The sequence below is a fragment of the Adlercreutzia sp. ZJ242 genome, from assembly GCF_011038995.1.
Lineage (GTDB): Bacteria > Actinomycetota > Coriobacteriia > Coriobacteriales > Eggerthellaceae > CAAEEV01.
In genome coordinates this window covers 1-15,788 of sequence record NZ_JAAKEE010000029.1, presented here as the reverse complement: position 1 = coordinate 15,788, position 15,788 = coordinate 1, and the positions used below count along the sequence as shown (strand labels likewise).

Genomic DNA, 15,788 nt, shown 5'->3' with positions numbered 1-15,788 from the left:
TCCCCTGAGGCTCGCCGATCGACAGAACGCAAGGTCAGATCCGCAAAAGCCAAGCCGCTGGCCTTTCGACGACCCCTCTTTCAAAAGGAAGCGCAAGGAAGAAGGAGGTGCCATCTATTATCGGGGCTCTAAACCACCACGGGCTGCCCGTATTCCCTTTGCATCGCATCACGCGTGACGACCCACTGCTTGCCGTACTTGCGAGCATCCACGCCGGACATGATCTTGCCGCTCGCAACCGCCTTGCGCAGCGTTGATTCGCTGAGGCCCCAGAGCTCGCTTGCATCCGCGAAGGACATGAGCCCGTCGAAGGGCGTCTCGACGTCCTCACCGTGCTCCCACAGCTCATCGCATGACAGGTCGAGCTCATCGCTCCAGATGATCCCATACCCACCGACATCCACCCTGACGTCGGAAAGCAGCGCCTCGTCCTCAAGTGCGCCGAAAGCTGGAAATCTGGCAATCAGGGGCTTCACGTCGTATATCTTCGTCGCGCCATTCGCAAACTGAACGCCAAGCCTCAGTCCCGGAAGCGCGACAACGTCTTTCACCTTATGAAACATAGCTGTCTCCTAGCTTAGCGGATCGAGTTTCTTAAACTCTTGCGTCTCCCACATCTTGATCAGGTCCTCCCGATTGAGAGAGATCCACTCCCCGACCATGTCCGCAGCGCGCTTGGGGAAATCGCCGTCGATAATATCACCTGTCCTGATGCTGAATGCCGCAGTGTCCTCGCCGTATATCGCATGAACATGAGGAGGGTTGTGCTCGGAGCCCAGAAAATACATCCTGATCACTATTCCGTAAAAGCGCGCAAGCGTTGGCATTCGCCCTCCTCGCCTCAGGTTGCGCTCATTATATCACGGTATCGTGAATTGTGACATAGACAGGATGACAGCACTATGGCGGTCATGATGATGCCTTTCGCTGAAAAAAAGTTCCGCATGCGGAATATTTACATTGTGCGTCAGGTGGCAAAAACGTTCCGCGTTCGGAACAGATATGGGAGGCGAGCTGAGCACGATGGCGGCGGCTTGGAGGAGCTGGAGGCGCGCCCTGCGCCCGACACCTGCGCCCTGCGCCCCGCGCCGCTCGCGACTCGCGTCCCCTTCGCCGGCTTACAGCTCCTCGAGGAAGGCGACTACGGCTTGGATCTGGTCCTCGGGCGTGGAGGCCCCAGCCGTCACGCCGACCGCCGCACAGCCCGCGAACTGCTCGGGCGCCAGCTCGCCCGCGCTCTCCACGTGGAAGGTGCGCACGCAGCGCTCGGCGCAGATCTCGGCGAGGCGCGTGGTGTTCGAGGAGTTGCGCCCGCCGATGACCACCATGGCGTCAACGCGGTCCGCCACGTCGGCGGCCGTCCTCTGGCGCTGGCTCGTGGCCGAGCAGATGGTGTTCTTCACGATGGGGCTCAACCCCTGCTCCTCAAGGGCCGCCACCACCGCGTCGAGGTTGTCGCGCACCTGGGTGGTCTGCACCACCACGCCGATGGGGTCGTAGAGCCCCTCGGGCACATCGGCGGGCGCGGCCACCACGTCGACCTTGCCGCCCGCGGCCTGCGCGCACGCGGTGAGGCCCTCCACCTCGGGGTGCCCCGCCTCGCCGACCACCATCACGCGGCAGCCCGCGCCCGCGATCTCGGCCGCGGCCGCCTGGGCGCGCGCCACGTGCGGGCAGGTGGCATCCACGATGTCGAGCCCGCGCTCCTCGAGCTCGGCGCGCACCTCGGGCGTCACGCCGTGGCTGCGGATGATCACCGTGCCGCCGTGGATGTCGGCAGGCGCCTCGGCCACGCGCGCGCCGCGCGCCTCGAGGTCGGCCACCACCTTCGGGTTGTGGATGAGCGGCCCGAGCGTGGCCACCTCGCCGCCGCGCTCCACCACCGCCATCGCCATGTCGAGCGCGCGCTGCACGCCGTAGCATGCGCCCGCGTGCTTCGCCTGGATCACCTGCATGCCTCACGCCTCCTTCGCGTTCGCAGCCGTCGCGCCGGCCACAGCCACGTCCCCGTCGGCCATCGCGCCCGCACGCTCGCCGACTCCGGCGCCCTTCGCGGCCGCCGCGCCCCTGCCCTTCTCGAGCGCCGCGCGCTTGCCGGCCTTCGCAGCCACCGCCTCCGCGAGCTCTCCGGCGCTGTGGCGCGGCAGCGGGTGCGCGGCGAACAGGGCGGCGTAGTCCTTCCCCTCAGGGAAGAGCGCCCGCATGTCGACCTCCTCGCGCGGCACGCGCTGCGAGAGCGCGAAGCACTCACGCATGGCGTACCACGAGCACGCGTCGAGCCGCTCGTCCTTCGGCACGAAGTCGAAGTCGCCCACGAGGATCGGGTCGCCGTACTCCACCGTGATCTTCGGGAAGCGCAGGCGCTTCCCCTTCTGCTTCACCAGCTCGGCGTTGCGCACCGTCATGGGCAGGATGGGCGCGTGCCCCATGCGCGCCACGAACGCCGCGCCCGCGTGGATGGTCGGCGTCGCGGAGCCCTTGCCGCGGCGCGTGCCCTCGGGCATGATGACCACGAGCTCGTTGTTCTTGAGCATGCGCGTCGCGCGCTTGATGGAGGTGCGGTCGGCCGAGTCGCGCTTGACCGGGAACGCCCCCACGCGCGAGAGCGCCTGGCCCAGAAGGCCGCCCGCGTTGTCGAACAGCGTGTCGCGCCCCATGAAGCGCACCCACTGCTTCGGCCGCGCCGCGAGGTAGATCATCACCACGTCGAGGAACGAGGTGTGGTTGCACACCACCACCGCGCCCGACTTGCCGTCAAACGCGCGCAGCTTCTCACGCCCGTCCACGCGGTAGCGAAAGCACACCTTGAAGATCGCCCCGATGAACGCCCACGCCGCGTTGCCGAACCAGTGCGGGATCTGCCGGTCGGCCGAGGTGCCGCCGAGCGGCATGTCCCACATCTCAGAGTATTTAAGAAACAAGGAAGCTCTCCTCACCCTCGGGCACGCTAGCGCGCGTCGGCGGCCAGCGCGCAGATCTGGTCGATGACCTCCTCGATGTAGTGCTTCGTGGAGTCGATGAGCACGGCGTCGTCGGCCGCGCGCAGAGGCGACGCGGAGCGGCTCGAGTCGAGCTCGTCGCGGCGGCGCAGGTCGGCGAGCACCTCGTCGTAGTCGGTGGAGCCCACGCCCCGGTCGACGTTCTGGCGCACGCGGCGGCGCGCGCGCTCCTCGTCGGACGCCGTGAGGAACACCTTCACCTCAGCGCCTGGGAACACGCACGTGCCGATGTCGCGCCCCTCGACCACGTAGTCACCCGCGTTGCCGATCCGGCGCTGCTGGTCGACGAGCGCCGCGCGCACCGAGGGCACCGCGCTCACCAGGCTCACCGCGCGGTCGATCTCGGCCGTGCGGATGGCGTCGGTCACCTCCGCGCCCCCGATGAACACGCGGCGGGGAATGGGGTCGCCCTCGACGTGCCCGAAGGCGATCTCATGAGTGCGCGCGACGTTCCCGAGCGCCTCGGCGTCATCAAGCGCCACGCCGTCGCGCAACGCCCGCCACGCCACCGCGCGGTACATGGCGCCCGTGTCCAAGCACGAGAAGCCGAGCTTCTGGGCCACGGCCTTCGCGACCGTGGACTTGCCCGCACCCGACGGGCCGTCAATTGCGATGATCATCTCTCTACTCCTTGTCTGCCAGCTTCTGCATGGTGGCGAGGAACTCGGGGAAGCTCACGGCCACGCACGCGAAGTCCTCGACGGATACCGGGACGTCGCCTGCAAGGCCCGCGAGCGCCCACGTCATGGCGAGGCGGTGGTCGCCGCGCGTGGCGAAGGTGATGCCGCGCGGCACCTCGAGCTGCGGGTCGCCCTCGATGCAGAGGTCGTCGCCCTCCTCCCACGCATCGACGCCGATGAGGCCGAGCCCCTCGATGATGGCGGCCAGGCGGTTCGACTCCTTCACGCGCAGCTCGGAGACGCCCTTGAACACCGTGACGCCGCGCGCGTGCGCCGCCACGAGCGAGAGCACGGGGATCTCGTCGATGATGGAGGCGATGTGCTGCGGCGGCACCTCGCAGCCGCGCAGCGCGGGCGTGTGCTCCACGTGGATGCTGCCCGAGGGCTCCTTGCCCGCGCAGCCCTCGCGGCGCGTGGTGATCTCGGCGCCCATGCGCTCGAGCGTGCGCACGAACCCGATGCGCGCCGGGTTGAGGCTCACGTTCTCGATGGTCACGCTGCTGCCGCGCACGAGCAGCGCCGCCGCCGCGATGAAGGCGGCCGAGGAGGGGTCGCCCGGCACCGCCACCGTGCTCGCGCGCATGGCGGCCGGGCCCTGCACGCTCGCCACGCGCGTGCCCGCCGTGGTGGGCACGCCGTACTCGGGCAGCATGAGCTCGGTGTGGTTGCGCGAGGGCGCGGGCTCGTTCAAGGTGGTGGTGCCCTCGGCGAACACGCCCGCGAGCAGAACCGCGGTCTTGAGCTGGGCCGACGCCATGGGGGCGTCGTAGGTGAGCGCGCGCAGCGAGCGCGTGCCCATCTCTGTGATGGGCAGCGTCTCCTTGCCCGCGGGGTCGAAGTGCGCGCCCATCTTCATGAGCGGCGCGGTGATGCGGCGCATGGGGCGGCGGCACAGCGACTCGTCGCCCGTGAGCTCGACGCGGATGTCCCACGGTGCCAAGACGCCCATGAGCAGGCGCGCCGTGGTGCCGGAGTTCCCGCAGTCAATGGGACCCTCGGGCTGGGAGGGGCCCTTCGCGCCCCAGCCGGTGATGGTGCCCGCCAGCGAGCCGTCGGGCTGCTTCTCCAGGTCAGCCTGCGCGCCGAGCGCGCGCACGGCGGCGAGCGAGGAGCGCACGTCCTCGGAGTCGAGCACGCCGCTCACGGTTGACGTGCCCTCGGCCATGGCGCTGAACAGCACCGCGCGGTGCGAGATGGACTTGTCGCCGGGCACGGTGACGCTGCCGCGCAGCGGGCCGGGAAGCGGGTTGATGAGGGTCGCGGCGGGCGCGGACGCCTCGGACGTTGCGGGCGCGGACGCCTCGGGCGCGGGCGTGGTCGCCGCGGATGCGGATGCGGTTGAGAGCTTAGTCGACATGCGCGTGCTCCTTCGGGCTCAAGGGACTGAACGATACCGAGAAACCAGCGGTGATCAGCTGGAACGAGAGCTGGCCGATATCGCCTTCGTCGGTGAGGATGAGGGAGAGCACGGCGTTGCCCTCAGAGATGTGGTCGATGTCGATGGACTGGATGTTGCACCCGACCGAGCTGGCGATGGTGGTCACCTCGGCCACCACGCCGGTGCGGTTGACCATGGGGATGCGCACCTCGAGCAGCTTCTCGGTGGAGGGCACCCAGGCCGCCGGCAGCGCGCGGCGCGCGTCGGACGCCTCCGCGAGCAGGCGCGTGAAGCCCTCGCGGTCGCCCTCCGCAAGCGCCGTGGCGAACGATCCGATGATGCCCTGCATCTCGGCGAGTCCGTCCGAGAGCGCCTCGGCGTTGTCGAACGCGATGCCGCACCACAGCTTCGGCGAGCCCGCGGCGATGCGCGTGGTGTCCTTGAAGCCGCCCGCAGCCAGGCGCATGAGGGCCTGGGAGTCGTCGGCGTGACGGCACGCCAGGTTCACGAGCGAGGACGCCACCATGTGCGGCACGTGGCTCACGATGGCCACGGCGCGATCGTGCTCCTCGCGGCGCAGCGACACCACGCGCGCCTCGAGGCCGCCCGTGATGAGCTCGTGGAGCTTCTGGAAGTGCTCGGGGACGGTCTGCTCGTCGGGGCAGAGGATCCAGTTCGCGCCCTTGAACAGGTCGCTGCGCGCGCCGTCGATGCCGTTGTGCTCGGAGCCGGCCATGGGGTGGCCCGGCACGTAGTTCTGCGGCGCGGGCAGGATGCCTGCGGCAGCCTCGAGGATGTGCGCCTTGGTGGAGACGGTGTCGGTGAGCACGCCGCGGAAGTCCCACGCGGCGAGGCGGCGCAGGTAGTCGTCGACGGCGGCAACCGGCGTGGCGATGACCGCGAGGTCGCAGGACGTGCGGATGAACTGCTCGAACGCGGGGTCGTCAGGACGCGTGGCGCGCGTGGCCCACGCGCGCTCCTCGGCCACCACGCAGGTGCGCCCGTCGACGTCGACGCCGAACACGGTGACGTCAGGGTAGGCGGCGCGCACGGCCGCGGCGAACGACGCGCCGATGAGGCCGAGGCCGATGACGGCGACGGAGCGAAACGGCGTCTCGCGCTGCGGGCCGTCGGGCGCCGCGGCGGCCGTCGGCTCGGGCGTCGCCGCAGATGCGGCGCCCGGGGCGTCTGGGGCGCTCGCGCCCGTCGGCGCGGACGTGGGTTGAGTCTGGTCAGGCATAAGGGCAGTGCTTCCTCTTGCTCGTTCTCGTTCGTAATCCTAGGCTCGCTTTGAGCGTGACAGTATTGTATACGTTTGGGAGGCGAGCGGGTGAAAGCGAGGTTAATTCCCACGCGGCGCACGCCGCGGCGGTCGGCGAGCGCCCGCGGCGGCGAGGCGCCGGGCGGCGGATGCGCCCGCACTGCCCCGAACATGCCAAGGCTCCGCGCCGAGGACCTACTCCCGCGCGGCCTCCCGCAGCGCCGCCACCTCTTCGCCTGCAAGCTCCCGCCACTGCCCGCGAGGAAGATCCCCCAGCTCAAGCGGGCCGAACGTCGCGCGGTGCAGAGCCACCACGGGGCATCCCACCGCCTCGAGCATGCGGCGCACCTGGCGCTTGCGCCCCTCGCGCAGGCCCACCTCCACGTAGCTGCACGCGCCGGCGTGCTCGAGGGCCGCGCGCGAGCGCCTGCCCGTGTGCCGGCGGGCGTTCCCGCTCGAGGCGCGCCCCTCGCCGATGAGCGCCGCGGCGCGCTTCGCCGCCTTCCCCTCGAGCACGCGCACCTCAGCGGGAAGCGTCATGCCGTCGGAAAGACGCACGCCGCGGCGCAGCCGCTCGACGTCGCGCGCGTCAGGCGAGCCCTCCACGAGCGCCACGTAGCGCTTGGTCACGTGCCGACGCGGGTGCAGAAGCGCGTTGCCCAGCTCGCCGTCGGTGGAGAAGAGCAGAAGCCCCGTGGTGTCGGCATCGAGGCGCCCCACCGGGTAGAGCCCCGCGAAGCGGCCCTCCCCCGCCGGCACGAGCTCGGCGACGGTCGGGCGCCCCTGCGGGTCGGACATGGTGGTCACGTAGCCCGCGGGCTTGTGCAGCATGAGGGTCACGCTCTCGCGCGGCAGCTCCACGCGCGCGCCGTCGACCTCCACCACGTCGGAGTCGGCGTCCACCTTGCTGCCGAGTTCGGTCACGCACGCGCCGTTCACGCGCACGCGCCCCGCGCTGATGAGCTCCTCGGACCCGCGCCGCGAGGCCACCCCCGCGCGCGCCAGGAACTTCTGCAAGCGCATCTCGTTCACCGGGCATCACCCTCAAAATGCAAGTTAGAGGCGTCTAATATGCGAGAAACACGCGATCCGATACCGTCGCGCGATGTAATATCGCCGTCGACCTCAACCCATGCAATTATGTCGAAAACAAACACCTGGCCAGAACCATTCTCTACACAAGACAATACGACGAAGGCATGCCAAAACGCTCTCACGCGGTATCAGATCGCGCGTTTCTCGCACCTTTGCCCACGATTACTCGTCATCGGTTTCGAAAACGAGGGAGTCGAAGTCGATCTTGTCGACCACGCCGAGCGTGCTCGCGATGGCCTCGGCGAACATGGCCTCGGTCGACTTGGCTGCCGCTGGCGCGCCTGCGGCGCCCATCGTGTTCGCGGCGCCCTCGCCACCTGCGGCGACGCCGCCCACGCCGCCCGGCGCGCTCGAGCCGCTCGCAGCGCCTTCGCCGCCCGGCGCGCTCGAGCCGCTCGCAGCGCCTTCGCCGCCCGCAGCCCCCGGCGCGCTCGCACCGCCCGTGCCCGCAAGCGCGCCCACGTCCGCGCCGCCCTCCTCGTCGCCGTACACGAGCGCCTCGGCCATGGCGCGCGCCTGCGCGTCGGACACCGCCGCGTCGTCGCGCGTGGCGCTCAGGCGCTGCATGATCAGCCGCCGCGTCTCCTCGTCGGGCGCGAAGTCGGCCAGATCCGGCAGGTCGGCCACGGAGCGCAGGCCGAACTTCTCCAGAAAGCCGCGCGTGGTGCCGTAGAGCACGGGGTTGCCCGGCGTGTCGGCCGTGCCCACCTCGCGCAGAAGCCCCTTCTCCACCAGCGAGTTGATGGAGCTGTCGGAGTTCACGCCGCGCACGCTCGCCACGCCCGCGCGCGTGACCGGCTGCGTGTAGGCCACGATGGCGAGCGTCTCCATGGCCGCCGTCGACAGCTTGCGCGTGTCCCACGACAGCACGTACTTCTCGACCAGCTCGTGGTAGGCCGGGTGCGTGAACAGCCGCCAGCCGCCCGCCACCTCGCGCAGCTGGATGCCGCGGTTCTCGAACTCGAGCGCGTCGCGCAGGCTCACGAGCGCGTCCTCCACCAGCGCGACGTCGCACTCGAGCATCTCGGCCAGCGTGATGGTGCCCACCGGCTCGTCGGTGACGAAGAGCATGGCCTCGACCGCGCCTCTGACCTGGTCAGCTTGAAGTCCTTGGAACATGGGGGCTACTCCTCTCCCACCGACGTGAGCGCGTCCTCGCCCACCAGGCTCAGCTCGCCCGAGCCCTCGATGTAGTCGATTGCGATGTCGCCGAACGTCTCGGGCTGCTCAAGCCGCACCATGGAGCGCTTGTACAGCTCGAGGATCGCCAGAAACGTGACGACGACCACCTCGGGCGGCGTCTCGGCGCTCACCAGGTCCGAGAAGCGCAGGTGCTTGCGGTTCACGATGCGCTGGTGGATGGCGCGCACGTGCACCTCGACCGGGATGGGCTTCGCGGCGATGTGCTCGCTCTCCAGCAGGAACACCTCGCGGCGCGCCATGGCGCGCGCGGCCAGAAGCCCGAGCGCGTCAATGCTCACGCCAGCCAGGAAGTCGGGCATGAGCCCCAGAAAGCTCGCGTCGGGCCCGAAGGGGCGCACGTGCATGCGGCCCTCGGCGACGAAGCGCGCGTGCAGCTCGCCCGCCGCGTTCTTGTACTTCTTGTACTCCACCAGCCGCTCGACGAGCAGGTCGCGCGCCTCGGAGGGCGCGAGCTCCGCCAGCTCGTCGTCGAGCTCGGTGCGGTCGCGCGGGATGAGGCTCTGCGCCTTGATCTCGAGCAGCGTGGAGGCCACCAGCAGGAAGTCGCTCGCCACGTCCAGGTCGAGGCTGTCCATGTGGGACACCTCCTCGAGGTACTGGTCGGCGATCTCGGTGATCGAGATGGCCCCGATGTCCACCTTCTGGCGACTCACGAGGTAGAGCAGCAGGTCAAACGGCCCCTCGAAGCTGTCAATGCGCACCTTGTACGACATGCGGCCCCCAAGCCCCCTAGGCCACGCGGAACGGGAACATCAGGTTCGCCAGGTTGCACGCCGTGAGGTCCAAATACCAGGAGAACGGGTTGAAGTTGAACACGTACGGGACCACCACGACGGCGATCATGAAGATGGGAAACGCGTAGCGTTGGATCTCGTAGTACTTCGGCAGATACTGGCGCGGGATGGCGAGCGCGAAGATCGACGAGCCGTCGAGCGGCGGGATGGGCAGCAGGTTGAAGAACATGAGGTACAGGTTGATCAGCGCGAACATGGGCAAAAACATCAGGTAGAAGTACTGGAACGCCTCGTTTTCCAGAAGGCTCGGCGCCACGCCGAAGAGCGCGTGGGCCACAAGCGCCGCCGCGCCCGCCATCACGAGGTTCGCGCACGGGCCCGCGAGGCCCACGATGAAGTCGCCCTTGCGCGGGTCCTTGAAGTACGTGGGGTTGTACGGCACCGGCTTCGCGTAGCCGAAGATGGGCCAGTTGAGCACCATGAGCATGAGCGGCAGAAGCACCGTGCCGAACGGGTCGACGTGCTTCGCGGGGTTGAGCGAGAGGCGCCCGGCGCGCTTGGCCGTGGGGTCGCCGAGCTTGTAGGCCGCGAAGCCGTGCGCCACCTCGTGCAGCACAATCGCCGGCGCGAAGCTCAAGATGGAGCAGATGATGTAGATGAGGTAGTCGGTATCCATGGGGCATAAGTCTAGTCGATGCGCGCGGATGCGGGAACGCGCGCGGGCGCGCATGGGCGAAAATCACACAAGCCCGGGGAAGCCCTGCTGGCGCAGGGCCTCGAAGACCGCGATGGCGGCGGCGTTCGACACGTTGAGCGAGTCGAGGCCCGCGCGCATGGGGATGCGCACGCAGCGCCCGGCGAAGCGCTCGATGAGCGCGGGGTCGAGCCCGCGGCTCTCGCGCCCGAACACCAGGTAGGCGTCAGGCCCGAAGCTCGCCTCGGCATAGCCGCGCGCCGCCGCGCCCGTGAACAGGTGCAGCTCGTCACGTTCGTGCGCCTCGAAGAACGCCTCGGCGCAGGGCCAGCGCTCGATGTCCACGTCGTTCCAGTAGTTGCAGCCCGCGCGCTTGAGGTTGCGCTCGGTGGCGTGGAAGCCCATGGGCTCCACGAGGTGCAGCCGCGCGCCCGCGCACGCGCAGGTGCGCGCGACGTTGCCCGCGTTCTGCGGGATCTCGGGCTCGACCAAGACGACGTTCAGCATCAGGCCCGCTCCGCCTGGCGAGCCATCTCCTCTTCGAGCTCCTCGTTGAGCACGAACCACTCCTCCTCGGCCTCGGCGATGCGCACCTTGAGCTTGCCGTGCTCGGCGACGGCGTCGGACGAGGCGCTCTCGTTGATGTAGAAGTCGGGGTCGGCCATGAGCTCGAGCAGCTCGGCCATGCGCGCGTTGTCGCGCTCGAGCTGCGCGTCGAGCTCGGCGATGCGGCGGCGGTGGTGCTTGAGCGCGGCGTAGGCGCGGTTGCGCGCCTCGGCCTCGCGGCGCTTCTGCTCCTTGGACTTCGGCGCGCTCGCCTTCGGGGCCGTGAGCGAGGCGTCGGCGGCCTTGGGGGCGGCCGCCTGCGCACCCGTGCCCGAGCCCGCCGAGCTCGCCTTGCCAGCGGAGCCCGCGCCCGCCGAGCTCGCCTTGCCGGCCGCGCCCCCCTTCGCGCCCGTCGCGGCCTTCGCGCCCGCAACCCTGCCGGCCGCGTCGCCGCGCGCGGCGCTCCCCTTCGCCGCGCCCTCGCCCTCGAACACCTCGTCCACCAGCGAGCGGTCAGCCGGGTCGGGGTTGTCGAGCTGCCCCGACTTGTACAGGTAGTAGTCGTAGTCGCCGTCGTAGCTGGTGATCTTGCCCGGCGTCACCTCCACGATGCGGTTCGCCACGCTGCGGATGAGGTGGCGGTCGTGCGTGATGAACAGGATCGTGCCCTCGAAGTGCAGCAGCGCCTGCTCGAGGATGTCGGCGCTCGATATGTCGAGGTGGTTGGTGGGCTCGTCGAGGCAGAGCAGCGGCTTGGGCGCCACGAGCATCTTCGCCAGCGCCAGGCGGCTCTTCTCGCCGCCCGAGAGCACGCCCACCTTCTTCTCCACGTCGTCGCCCACGAACAGAAACGCGCCCAGGAGCGTGCGCACCTGGCTGATCGACCAGCCCGGCGCCACGCGGTCGAGCTCCTCGAACACGGTGTTGCCCGCGTGCAGCTCCTCGAGCTGGTGCTGCGCGTAGTAGGTGTGCGACACGTGCACGCCGTACTCGATGCTGCCCGCGTCGGGCGCGAGCACGCCCGCGATCATCTTGAGCAGCGTGGACTTGCCCGCGCCGTTGGGGCCCACGAGCGCCACCTTGTCGCTGCGGTACATCGTGAAGTCGGCGCCGTCGTAGACCTTCTTCTCGCCGTAGTGCTTGCGCAGGCCCTGCGCGCGCACCACCATGTCGCCGGTGCGCGGCGGCTGCTGGAAGTTGAAGTGCACCGTCTTCTTCTCCTCGGGGATGACGATGCGGTTCTCCTTGATCTTGAGGAGCTTCTTCTCGCGGTCCTGCGCCTGCTTGGCCTTGGTGGCCTTGTAGCGGAACTTCTCGACGAACGCCTCGAGGTGCGCGATCTCCTCGTCCTGCTTGGCCTTCTCGGCGCGCAGCCGCTCGATGCGCTCGGCGCGGGCGCGCAGGTAGGCCGAGTAGTTGCCCTTGTAGAGGATGACCTCGCCGTTGTCGATCTCGGCCACGCGGTCCACCATGTTGTCCATGAACGCGCGGTCGTGGCTGACCACGATGACCGTGCCCGCGTACGAGCGCAGGAAGCCCTCGAGCCACTTCACCGACTCCAGGTCGAGGTGGTTGGTGGGCTCGTCGAGCAGCAGCACCTCGGGGTTGCGGATGAGCAGCTTCGCCAGCGCGATGCGCATCTGCCAACCGCCGGAGAACTCGCTGGTCAGGCGCGTCATGTCCTCTTCCTTGAAGCCCAGGCCGAACAGCACGCCGCGCACCTTCGCCTCGATGGTGTAGCCGCCGAGCATCTCAAACGCGTCGCGGGCGCGGCCCGCCGCCGCGAGCTGCTGGGGCGTGGGGCTCTCGCCGAGCTCGGACTCCAGCTTGTGCAGGCGGCGCTCGGCCTCGAGCACCTCCACCTGCGAGGACATGACCTCGTCGAAGATGGGCTGCACGCCCATCTCGATGGCCTCCTGCTCGAGGTAGCCCACGCGCGCGCCCTTCGCGAAGAGGATGCGGCCCTCGTCGGGCTCGTCCTCACCCGAGATGATGTTGAGCATCGTGGTCTTGCCCGCGCCGTTGGGGCCCACGAGCGCCAGGCGGTCGTATTCCTCCAGGCGGAAGGTGACGTCGCGGAACAGCTGGCGTCCGCCGTAGGACTTCGAGATATGTTCGGTCTGCAGGATCATGGAGCTGCCTCTGCTAGGTTGGTTCGTTAGCTGGCCAGGCGGCGCGGCAGCATGCCGGCACGCCAAGCTGATTTTCGTCGTAAAGGTTGATTATAAGGGTTTTTCGGCGAATGCGAAGCAGGCCGTGAGCACAAGGCTCACCTCCCCCTCCCCTTCGACGTACGCAAACGCACTGCGATGTTTTACCATAAGGCGTCAAGAAGAGAAGGCGCCCGCCCGCGCAGAGAGCGCGCGGGCGCGCACGAGAAAGGATGAGCCCCGTGATCCGCCCGACGCCACGTCCCCAACCCGCAAGCAGAGCCGCCGCCGTCTCGGCACCCGCCGGCAGAGCCACCGCCCTCGCAGCCGCCTTCGCCCTTCTGGCTGCCCTCGCGCTCGCGCTCAGCCTTGCCGGCTGCCAGCCCGCAAGCCCTGGCGATGCGTCGAGCGCCGCCGAGAGCGCGGCGGTCGAGGAAGCCGCACCCGTCGCCGACGCGAGCGAGGGCGCGGCTGCGAGCGCAGCCTCCAACAACGTCGCGGCGTTCTCCGAGGCCGGCAAGCTGCACGTGGAGGGCACCGGGCTCGCCGACGAGAAGGGCAGCCCCGTGCAGCTGCGCGGCGTGAGCACGCACGGGCTGGCGTGGTTCCCGCAGTACGTGAACGCCGATGCGTTCGCCACGCTGCGCGAAGACTGGGGCGCCAACGTCGTGCGCCTGGCGATGTACACGGCCGAGAGCGGCGGATACTGCACGGACGGCGACCGAGCAGCGCTCCTCGCCCTCATCGACGAGGGCGTGCGCGCGGCCACGGCGGCTGATCTGTACGTCATCATCGACTGGCACATCCTGAGCGACGGCAACCCGACCGCGCACCAGGCGGAGGCGCTCGAGTTCTTCGACACCGTGGCCGCGCGCTACGCCGAGTGCGACAACGTGATCTACGAGGTGTGCAACGAGCCGCAGAACTCGCCGTTCGCCACCGTCATCAAGCCCTATGCGGAGGCGGCGCTCGGCGCCATCCGCGCCCACGACCCCGATGCCGTGGTGCTCGTGGGCACCAACACCTGGTCGCAGGACATCGACGAGGTGATCGGCAACCGCATCGACGATGACAACGTCATGTACACGCTGCACTTCTACGCCGCCACGCACAAGGACAACATCCGCGAGAAGCTCACGCGTGCGCTCGACGCCGGCGTGCCCGCGTTCGTGAGCGAGTGCAGCATCACCGACGCCTCGGGCAACGGGCATATCGACGGCGACTCGGCTGCAGCGTGGCTCAACCTGCTGAACAGCCGAAACGTGAGCTTCGTCGCGTGGAGCCTCTCGAACAAGAACGAGACGTCCGCTCTCATCGCACCCGACGTGCAGGCGACGTCAGGCTGGGCGGAAGCCGACCTCACAGACGCCGGCCGCTGGTTCAAGGAAGCCATCGCAAGCTCATGAGAACGAGCAAGCCGGGGCAAGGAGCACTTATCCGCAACCAGGCGCAAATCATTGACATAAAGCAGACTCGCATCGTACGATAACTCACGTAAAGCGCCGGAAAGGTACGTGAGCTACCTACTCCGGCGCTTTAGCTTTTGATACCCGCCCTACAGGACGGCTTCCGCTATCATGCGGCTGACCTTGTTGACATTCGCTCCGCGCTTTCGCGCCACCGCGCGGGCGAGCCCGCCCTCGAGCTGGCCCTAGTACACCATGCCCATGGCTTCGCGCACCTCGTCGAGGGTGGCGTTCGCCAGCTCGTTGGCGCGGCGGTTGCCCTCGGCGAGCACCTTGCGGATGAACTCAGGGCGCGCGGCGAGCTCCTCGCGGCGCTCGCGGATGGGGGCCAGGTAGGCGTTCACGGCCTCGGTCACGTACTTCTTGAGCGCGCCCGAGCCGTCGTTGCCGATCTCCTCGGCGATCTCCGCCTCGGTGCGGCCGGTGCACAGCGCCGCCGTGGTGAGCAGGGCCGACACGCCGGGGCGGTTCTCCTTGTCGAACGTGATGAAGCGCTCGGAGTCGGTCTTGGACTTCTTGATGAGCTTGGCGGTCTCCTCAGCCGTGGCCGACAGCGCTATGGAGTTGCCGTAGCTCTTCGACATCTTGCGGCCGTCGAGCCCGGGGATCTCCACGGCGTCGGTCAGAAGGCCGTGCGGCTCGGGGAACACGCGACCGTAGCGCTCGTTGAAGCGGCGCGCGATCTGGCGCGTCTGCTCGATGTGGGGCAGCTGGTCCTTGCCGACCGGCACGATGTTGCCCTTGCAGAACAGGATGTCGCACGCCTGGTGCACCGGGTAGGTGAGCAGAAGCCCCGTGAGCGCGTGCCCGCTCGCCTCCTGCTCGGCCTTCACGGTGGGGTTGCGCTGCAGCTCGGCTTCGGTGACGAGCGACAGGAACGGCAGCATGAGCTGGTTCAAGGCCGGGATGGCCGAGTGCGTGAAGATGATGGTCTTCTCCGGGTCAATGCCGCAGGCCAAATAGTCGATCACCATGTTGCGCACGTTGTCGGCGATGTGCTCGGTGGTGTCGCGGTCAGTGATCACCTGGTAGTCGGCGACGATGATGCGCGTGGTGATGCCGGCGTCTTGCAGGCGCACGCGCTCGCGGATGGTGCCGAAGTAGTGGCCCATGTGCAGGCGCCCCGTGGGGCGGTCGCCCGTGAGCATGGTGTACTTCTCGGGATGCACGGCCAGGTCGGCCTTGATCTCGTCGCTGATCTTCTTGGAGGCCAGGAAGGTGTCGGATGTCATGTCGGATGCCATGTCTGTCTCTCTCTTTCGCCAGCGCACGCGGCGTCTGGCAGCCGCGCGCGCATGAGTTCAAACCCGACGAAATAGTATAGCATCGCCACGCGCTCGCCGCGCCGACGCGCCTTGCCCCGACGCGCCTTGGGTAAAAAATCGCGCACGGCGTAACGTTTTTGGGGAGGTATAGCGACTCCGGCGACGAGGGCAGCCGTCAGGCTGGCCGACGAGCCGGAGCGAGGCGAAGGGGGCTCCCCTAATCTCTTATCGACCAAGAATCGAGAAAGAGAGGAGCCCTCCATGGACAATCCTACCGCATGCGCGGCCGCTTCGGCGGCCCTGGCCGACGTATTCAC

The 15,788-nt window shown here is 68.7% G+C and carries 15 protein-coding genes; 1 reads left to right on the top strand and 14 read right to left on the bottom strand.

Annotated features, from left to right (window positions below; translation table 11 throughout):
* Positions 1-128: 128 nt before the first annotated feature.
* From G7Y49_RS07815 to G7Y49_RS07755, 13 genes are all read right to left on the bottom strand, one after another.
* Positions 129-563, bottom strand: coding sequence for a helix-turn-helix domain-containing protein (locus G7Y49_RS07815; RefSeq protein WP_165172660.1), 435 nt, complete (start codon positions 561-563; stop codon positions 129-131).
* Positions 564-572: 9 nt separating this feature from the next.
* Positions 573-827, bottom strand: coding sequence for a DUF4160 domain-containing protein (locus tag G7Y49_RS07810; protein WP_165172659.1), 255 nt, complete (start codon positions 825-827; stop codon positions 573-575).
* Positions 828-1,118: 291 nt separating this feature from the next.
* Positions 1,119-1,955 (bottom strand): 4-hydroxy-3-methylbut-2-enyl diphosphate reductase, encoded by an 837-nt coding sequence (gene ispH, locus G7Y49_RS07805; RefSeq protein ID WP_165172658.1) that lies wholly within the window; start codon positions 1,953-1,955, stop codon positions 1,119-1,121.
* Positions 1,956-1,958: 3 nt separating this feature from the next.
* On the bottom strand, positions 1,959-2,921 hold the full coding sequence (locus G7Y49_RS07800) for a 1-acyl-sn-glycerol-3-phosphate acyltransferase (protein WP_241157332.1): 963 nt from the start codon (positions 2,919-2,921) through the stop codon (positions 1,959-1,961).
* A gap of 26 nt (positions 2,922-2,947) precedes the next feature.
* A complete protein-coding gene (cmk, locus tag G7Y49_RS07795) occupies positions 2,948-3,619 on the bottom strand; it encodes a (d)CMP kinase (protein WP_165172657.1) in 672 nt (223 codons plus the stop codon).
* A gap of 4 nt (positions 3,620-3,623) precedes the next feature.
* On the bottom strand, positions 3,624-5,036 hold the full coding sequence (aroA, locus tag G7Y49_RS07790; protein WP_165172656.1) for a 3-phosphoshikimate 1-carboxyvinyltransferase: 1,413 nt from the start codon (positions 5,034-5,036) through the stop codon (positions 3,624-3,626).
* On the bottom strand, positions 5,026-6,297 hold the full coding sequence (locus G7Y49_RS07785) for a prephenate dehydrogenase/arogenate dehydrogenase family protein (RefSeq protein WP_165172655.1): 1,272 nt from the start codon (positions 6,295-6,297) through the stop codon (positions 5,026-5,028). Before G7Y49_RS07785 ends, aroA begins: the two co-directional genes overlap by 11 nt.
* Positions 6,298-6,513: 216 nt before the next feature.
* Positions 6,514-7,341, bottom strand: coding sequence for a pseudouridine synthase (locus tag G7Y49_RS07780; RefSeq protein ID WP_165172681.1), 828 nt, complete (start codon positions 7,339-7,341; stop codon positions 6,514-6,516).
* A gap of 234 nt (positions 7,342-7,575) precedes the next feature.
* A complete protein-coding gene (gene scpB / locus G7Y49_RS07775; protein WP_165172654.1) occupies positions 7,576-8,532 on the bottom strand; it encodes an SMC-Scp complex subunit ScpB in 957 nt (318 codons plus the stop codon).
* Between the two features lie 5 nt (positions 8,533-8,537).
* Entirely contained in the window at positions 8,538-9,329 is a 792-nt protein-coding gene (locus G7Y49_RS07770; protein WP_165172653.1) for a ScpA family protein, read from the bottom strand.
* A 16-nt stretch (positions 9,330-9,345) separates the two neighbouring features.
* Positions 9,346-10,026, bottom strand: a complete 681-nt coding sequence (locus tag G7Y49_RS07765; RefSeq protein WP_165172652.1) for a site-2 protease family protein — start codon at positions 10,024-10,026, stop codon at positions 9,346-9,348.
* A gap of 63 nt (positions 10,027-10,089) precedes the next feature.
* Positions 10,090-10,551: a tRNA (cytidine(34)-2'-O)-methyltransferase gene (locus G7Y49_RS07760; protein ID WP_165172651.1), complete on the bottom strand. Its 462-nt coding sequence runs from the start codon at positions 10,549-10,551 to the stop codon at positions 10,090-10,092.
* The gene (locus G7Y49_RS07755; protein ID WP_165172650.1) at positions 10,551-12,722 is read right to left on the bottom strand and encodes an ABC-F family ATP-binding cassette domain-containing protein; all 2,172 of its coding nucleotides are present in this window, start codon (positions 12,720-12,722) and stop codon (positions 10,551-10,553) included. The genes G7Y49_RS07760 and G7Y49_RS07755 overlap by 1 nt, the downstream gene beginning before the upstream one ends.
* A 260-nt stretch (positions 12,723-12,982) precedes the next feature.
* Between G7Y49_RS07755 and G7Y49_RS07750 the strand changes: the two genes are divergently transcribed.
* A complete protein-coding gene (locus G7Y49_RS07750; RefSeq protein ID WP_206214598.1) occupies positions 12,983-14,146 on the top strand; it encodes a glycoside hydrolase family 5 protein in 1,164 nt (387 codons plus the stop codon).
* A gap of 245 nt (positions 14,147-14,391) precedes the next feature.
* Here G7Y49_RS07750 and trpS read toward each other — a convergent pair whose 3' ends face one another.
* Complete coding sequence (trpS, locus tag G7Y49_RS07745; RefSeq protein ID WP_165172680.1) at positions 14,392-15,438, bottom strand: tryptophan--tRNA ligase; 1,047 nt, start codon at positions 15,436-15,438, stop codon at positions 14,392-14,394.
* Between the last annotated feature and the right edge of the window lie 350 nt (positions 15,439-15,788).

Excerpts from the sequence above, each read along its gene's own strand:
- cmk (WP_165172657.1), bottom strand. The coding sequence starts at position 3,619 with ATGATCATCGCAATTGACGGCCCGTCGGGTGCGGGCAAGTCCACGGTC.
- G7Y49_RS07810 (WP_165172659.1), bottom strand. The coding sequence starts at position 827 with ATGCCAACGCTTGCGCGCTTTTACGGAATAGTGATCAGGATGTATTTT.
- G7Y49_RS07760 (WP_165172651.1), bottom strand. The coding sequence starts at position 10,551 with ATGCTGAACGTCGTCTTGGTCGAGCCCGAGATCCCGCAGAACGCGGGC.
- G7Y49_RS07755 (WP_165172650.1), bottom strand. The coding sequence starts at position 12,722 with ATGATCCTGCAGACCGAACATATCTCGAAGTCCTACGGCGGACGCCAG.
- ispH (WP_165172658.1), bottom strand. The coding sequence starts at position 1,955 with ATGCAGGTGATCCAGGCGAAGCACGCGGGCGCATGCTACGGCGTGCAG.
- G7Y49_RS07765 (WP_165172652.1), bottom strand. The coding sequence starts at position 10,026 with ATGGATACCGACTACCTCATCTACATCATCTGCTCCATCTTGAGCTTC.
- G7Y49_RS07780 (WP_165172681.1), bottom strand. The coding sequence starts at position 7,341 with ATGCGCTTGCAGAAGTTCCTGGCGCGCGCGGGGGTGGCCTCGCGGCGC.
- G7Y49_RS07815 (WP_165172660.1), bottom strand. The coding sequence starts at position 563 with ATGTTTCATAAGGTGAAAGACGTTGTCGCGCTTCCGGGACTGAGGCTT.
- G7Y49_RS07770 (WP_165172653.1), bottom strand. The coding sequence starts at position 9,329 with ATGTCGTACAAGGTGCGCATTGACAGCTTCGAGGGGCCGTTTGACCTG.
- trpS (WP_165172680.1), bottom strand. The coding sequence starts at position 15,438 with ATGACATCCGACACCTTCCTGGCCTCCAAGAAGATCAGCGACGAGATC.
- G7Y49_RS07785 (WP_165172655.1), bottom strand. The coding sequence starts at position 6,297 with ATGCCTGACCAGACTCAACCCACGTCCGCGCCGACGGGCGCGAGCGCC.
- scpB (WP_165172654.1), bottom strand. The coding sequence starts at position 8,532 with ATGTTCCAAGGACTTCAAGCTGACCAGGTCAGAGGCGCGGTCGAGGCC.
- aroA (WP_165172656.1), bottom strand. The coding sequence starts at position 5,036 with ATGTCGACTAAGCTCTCAACCGCATCCGCATCCGCGGCGACCACGCCC.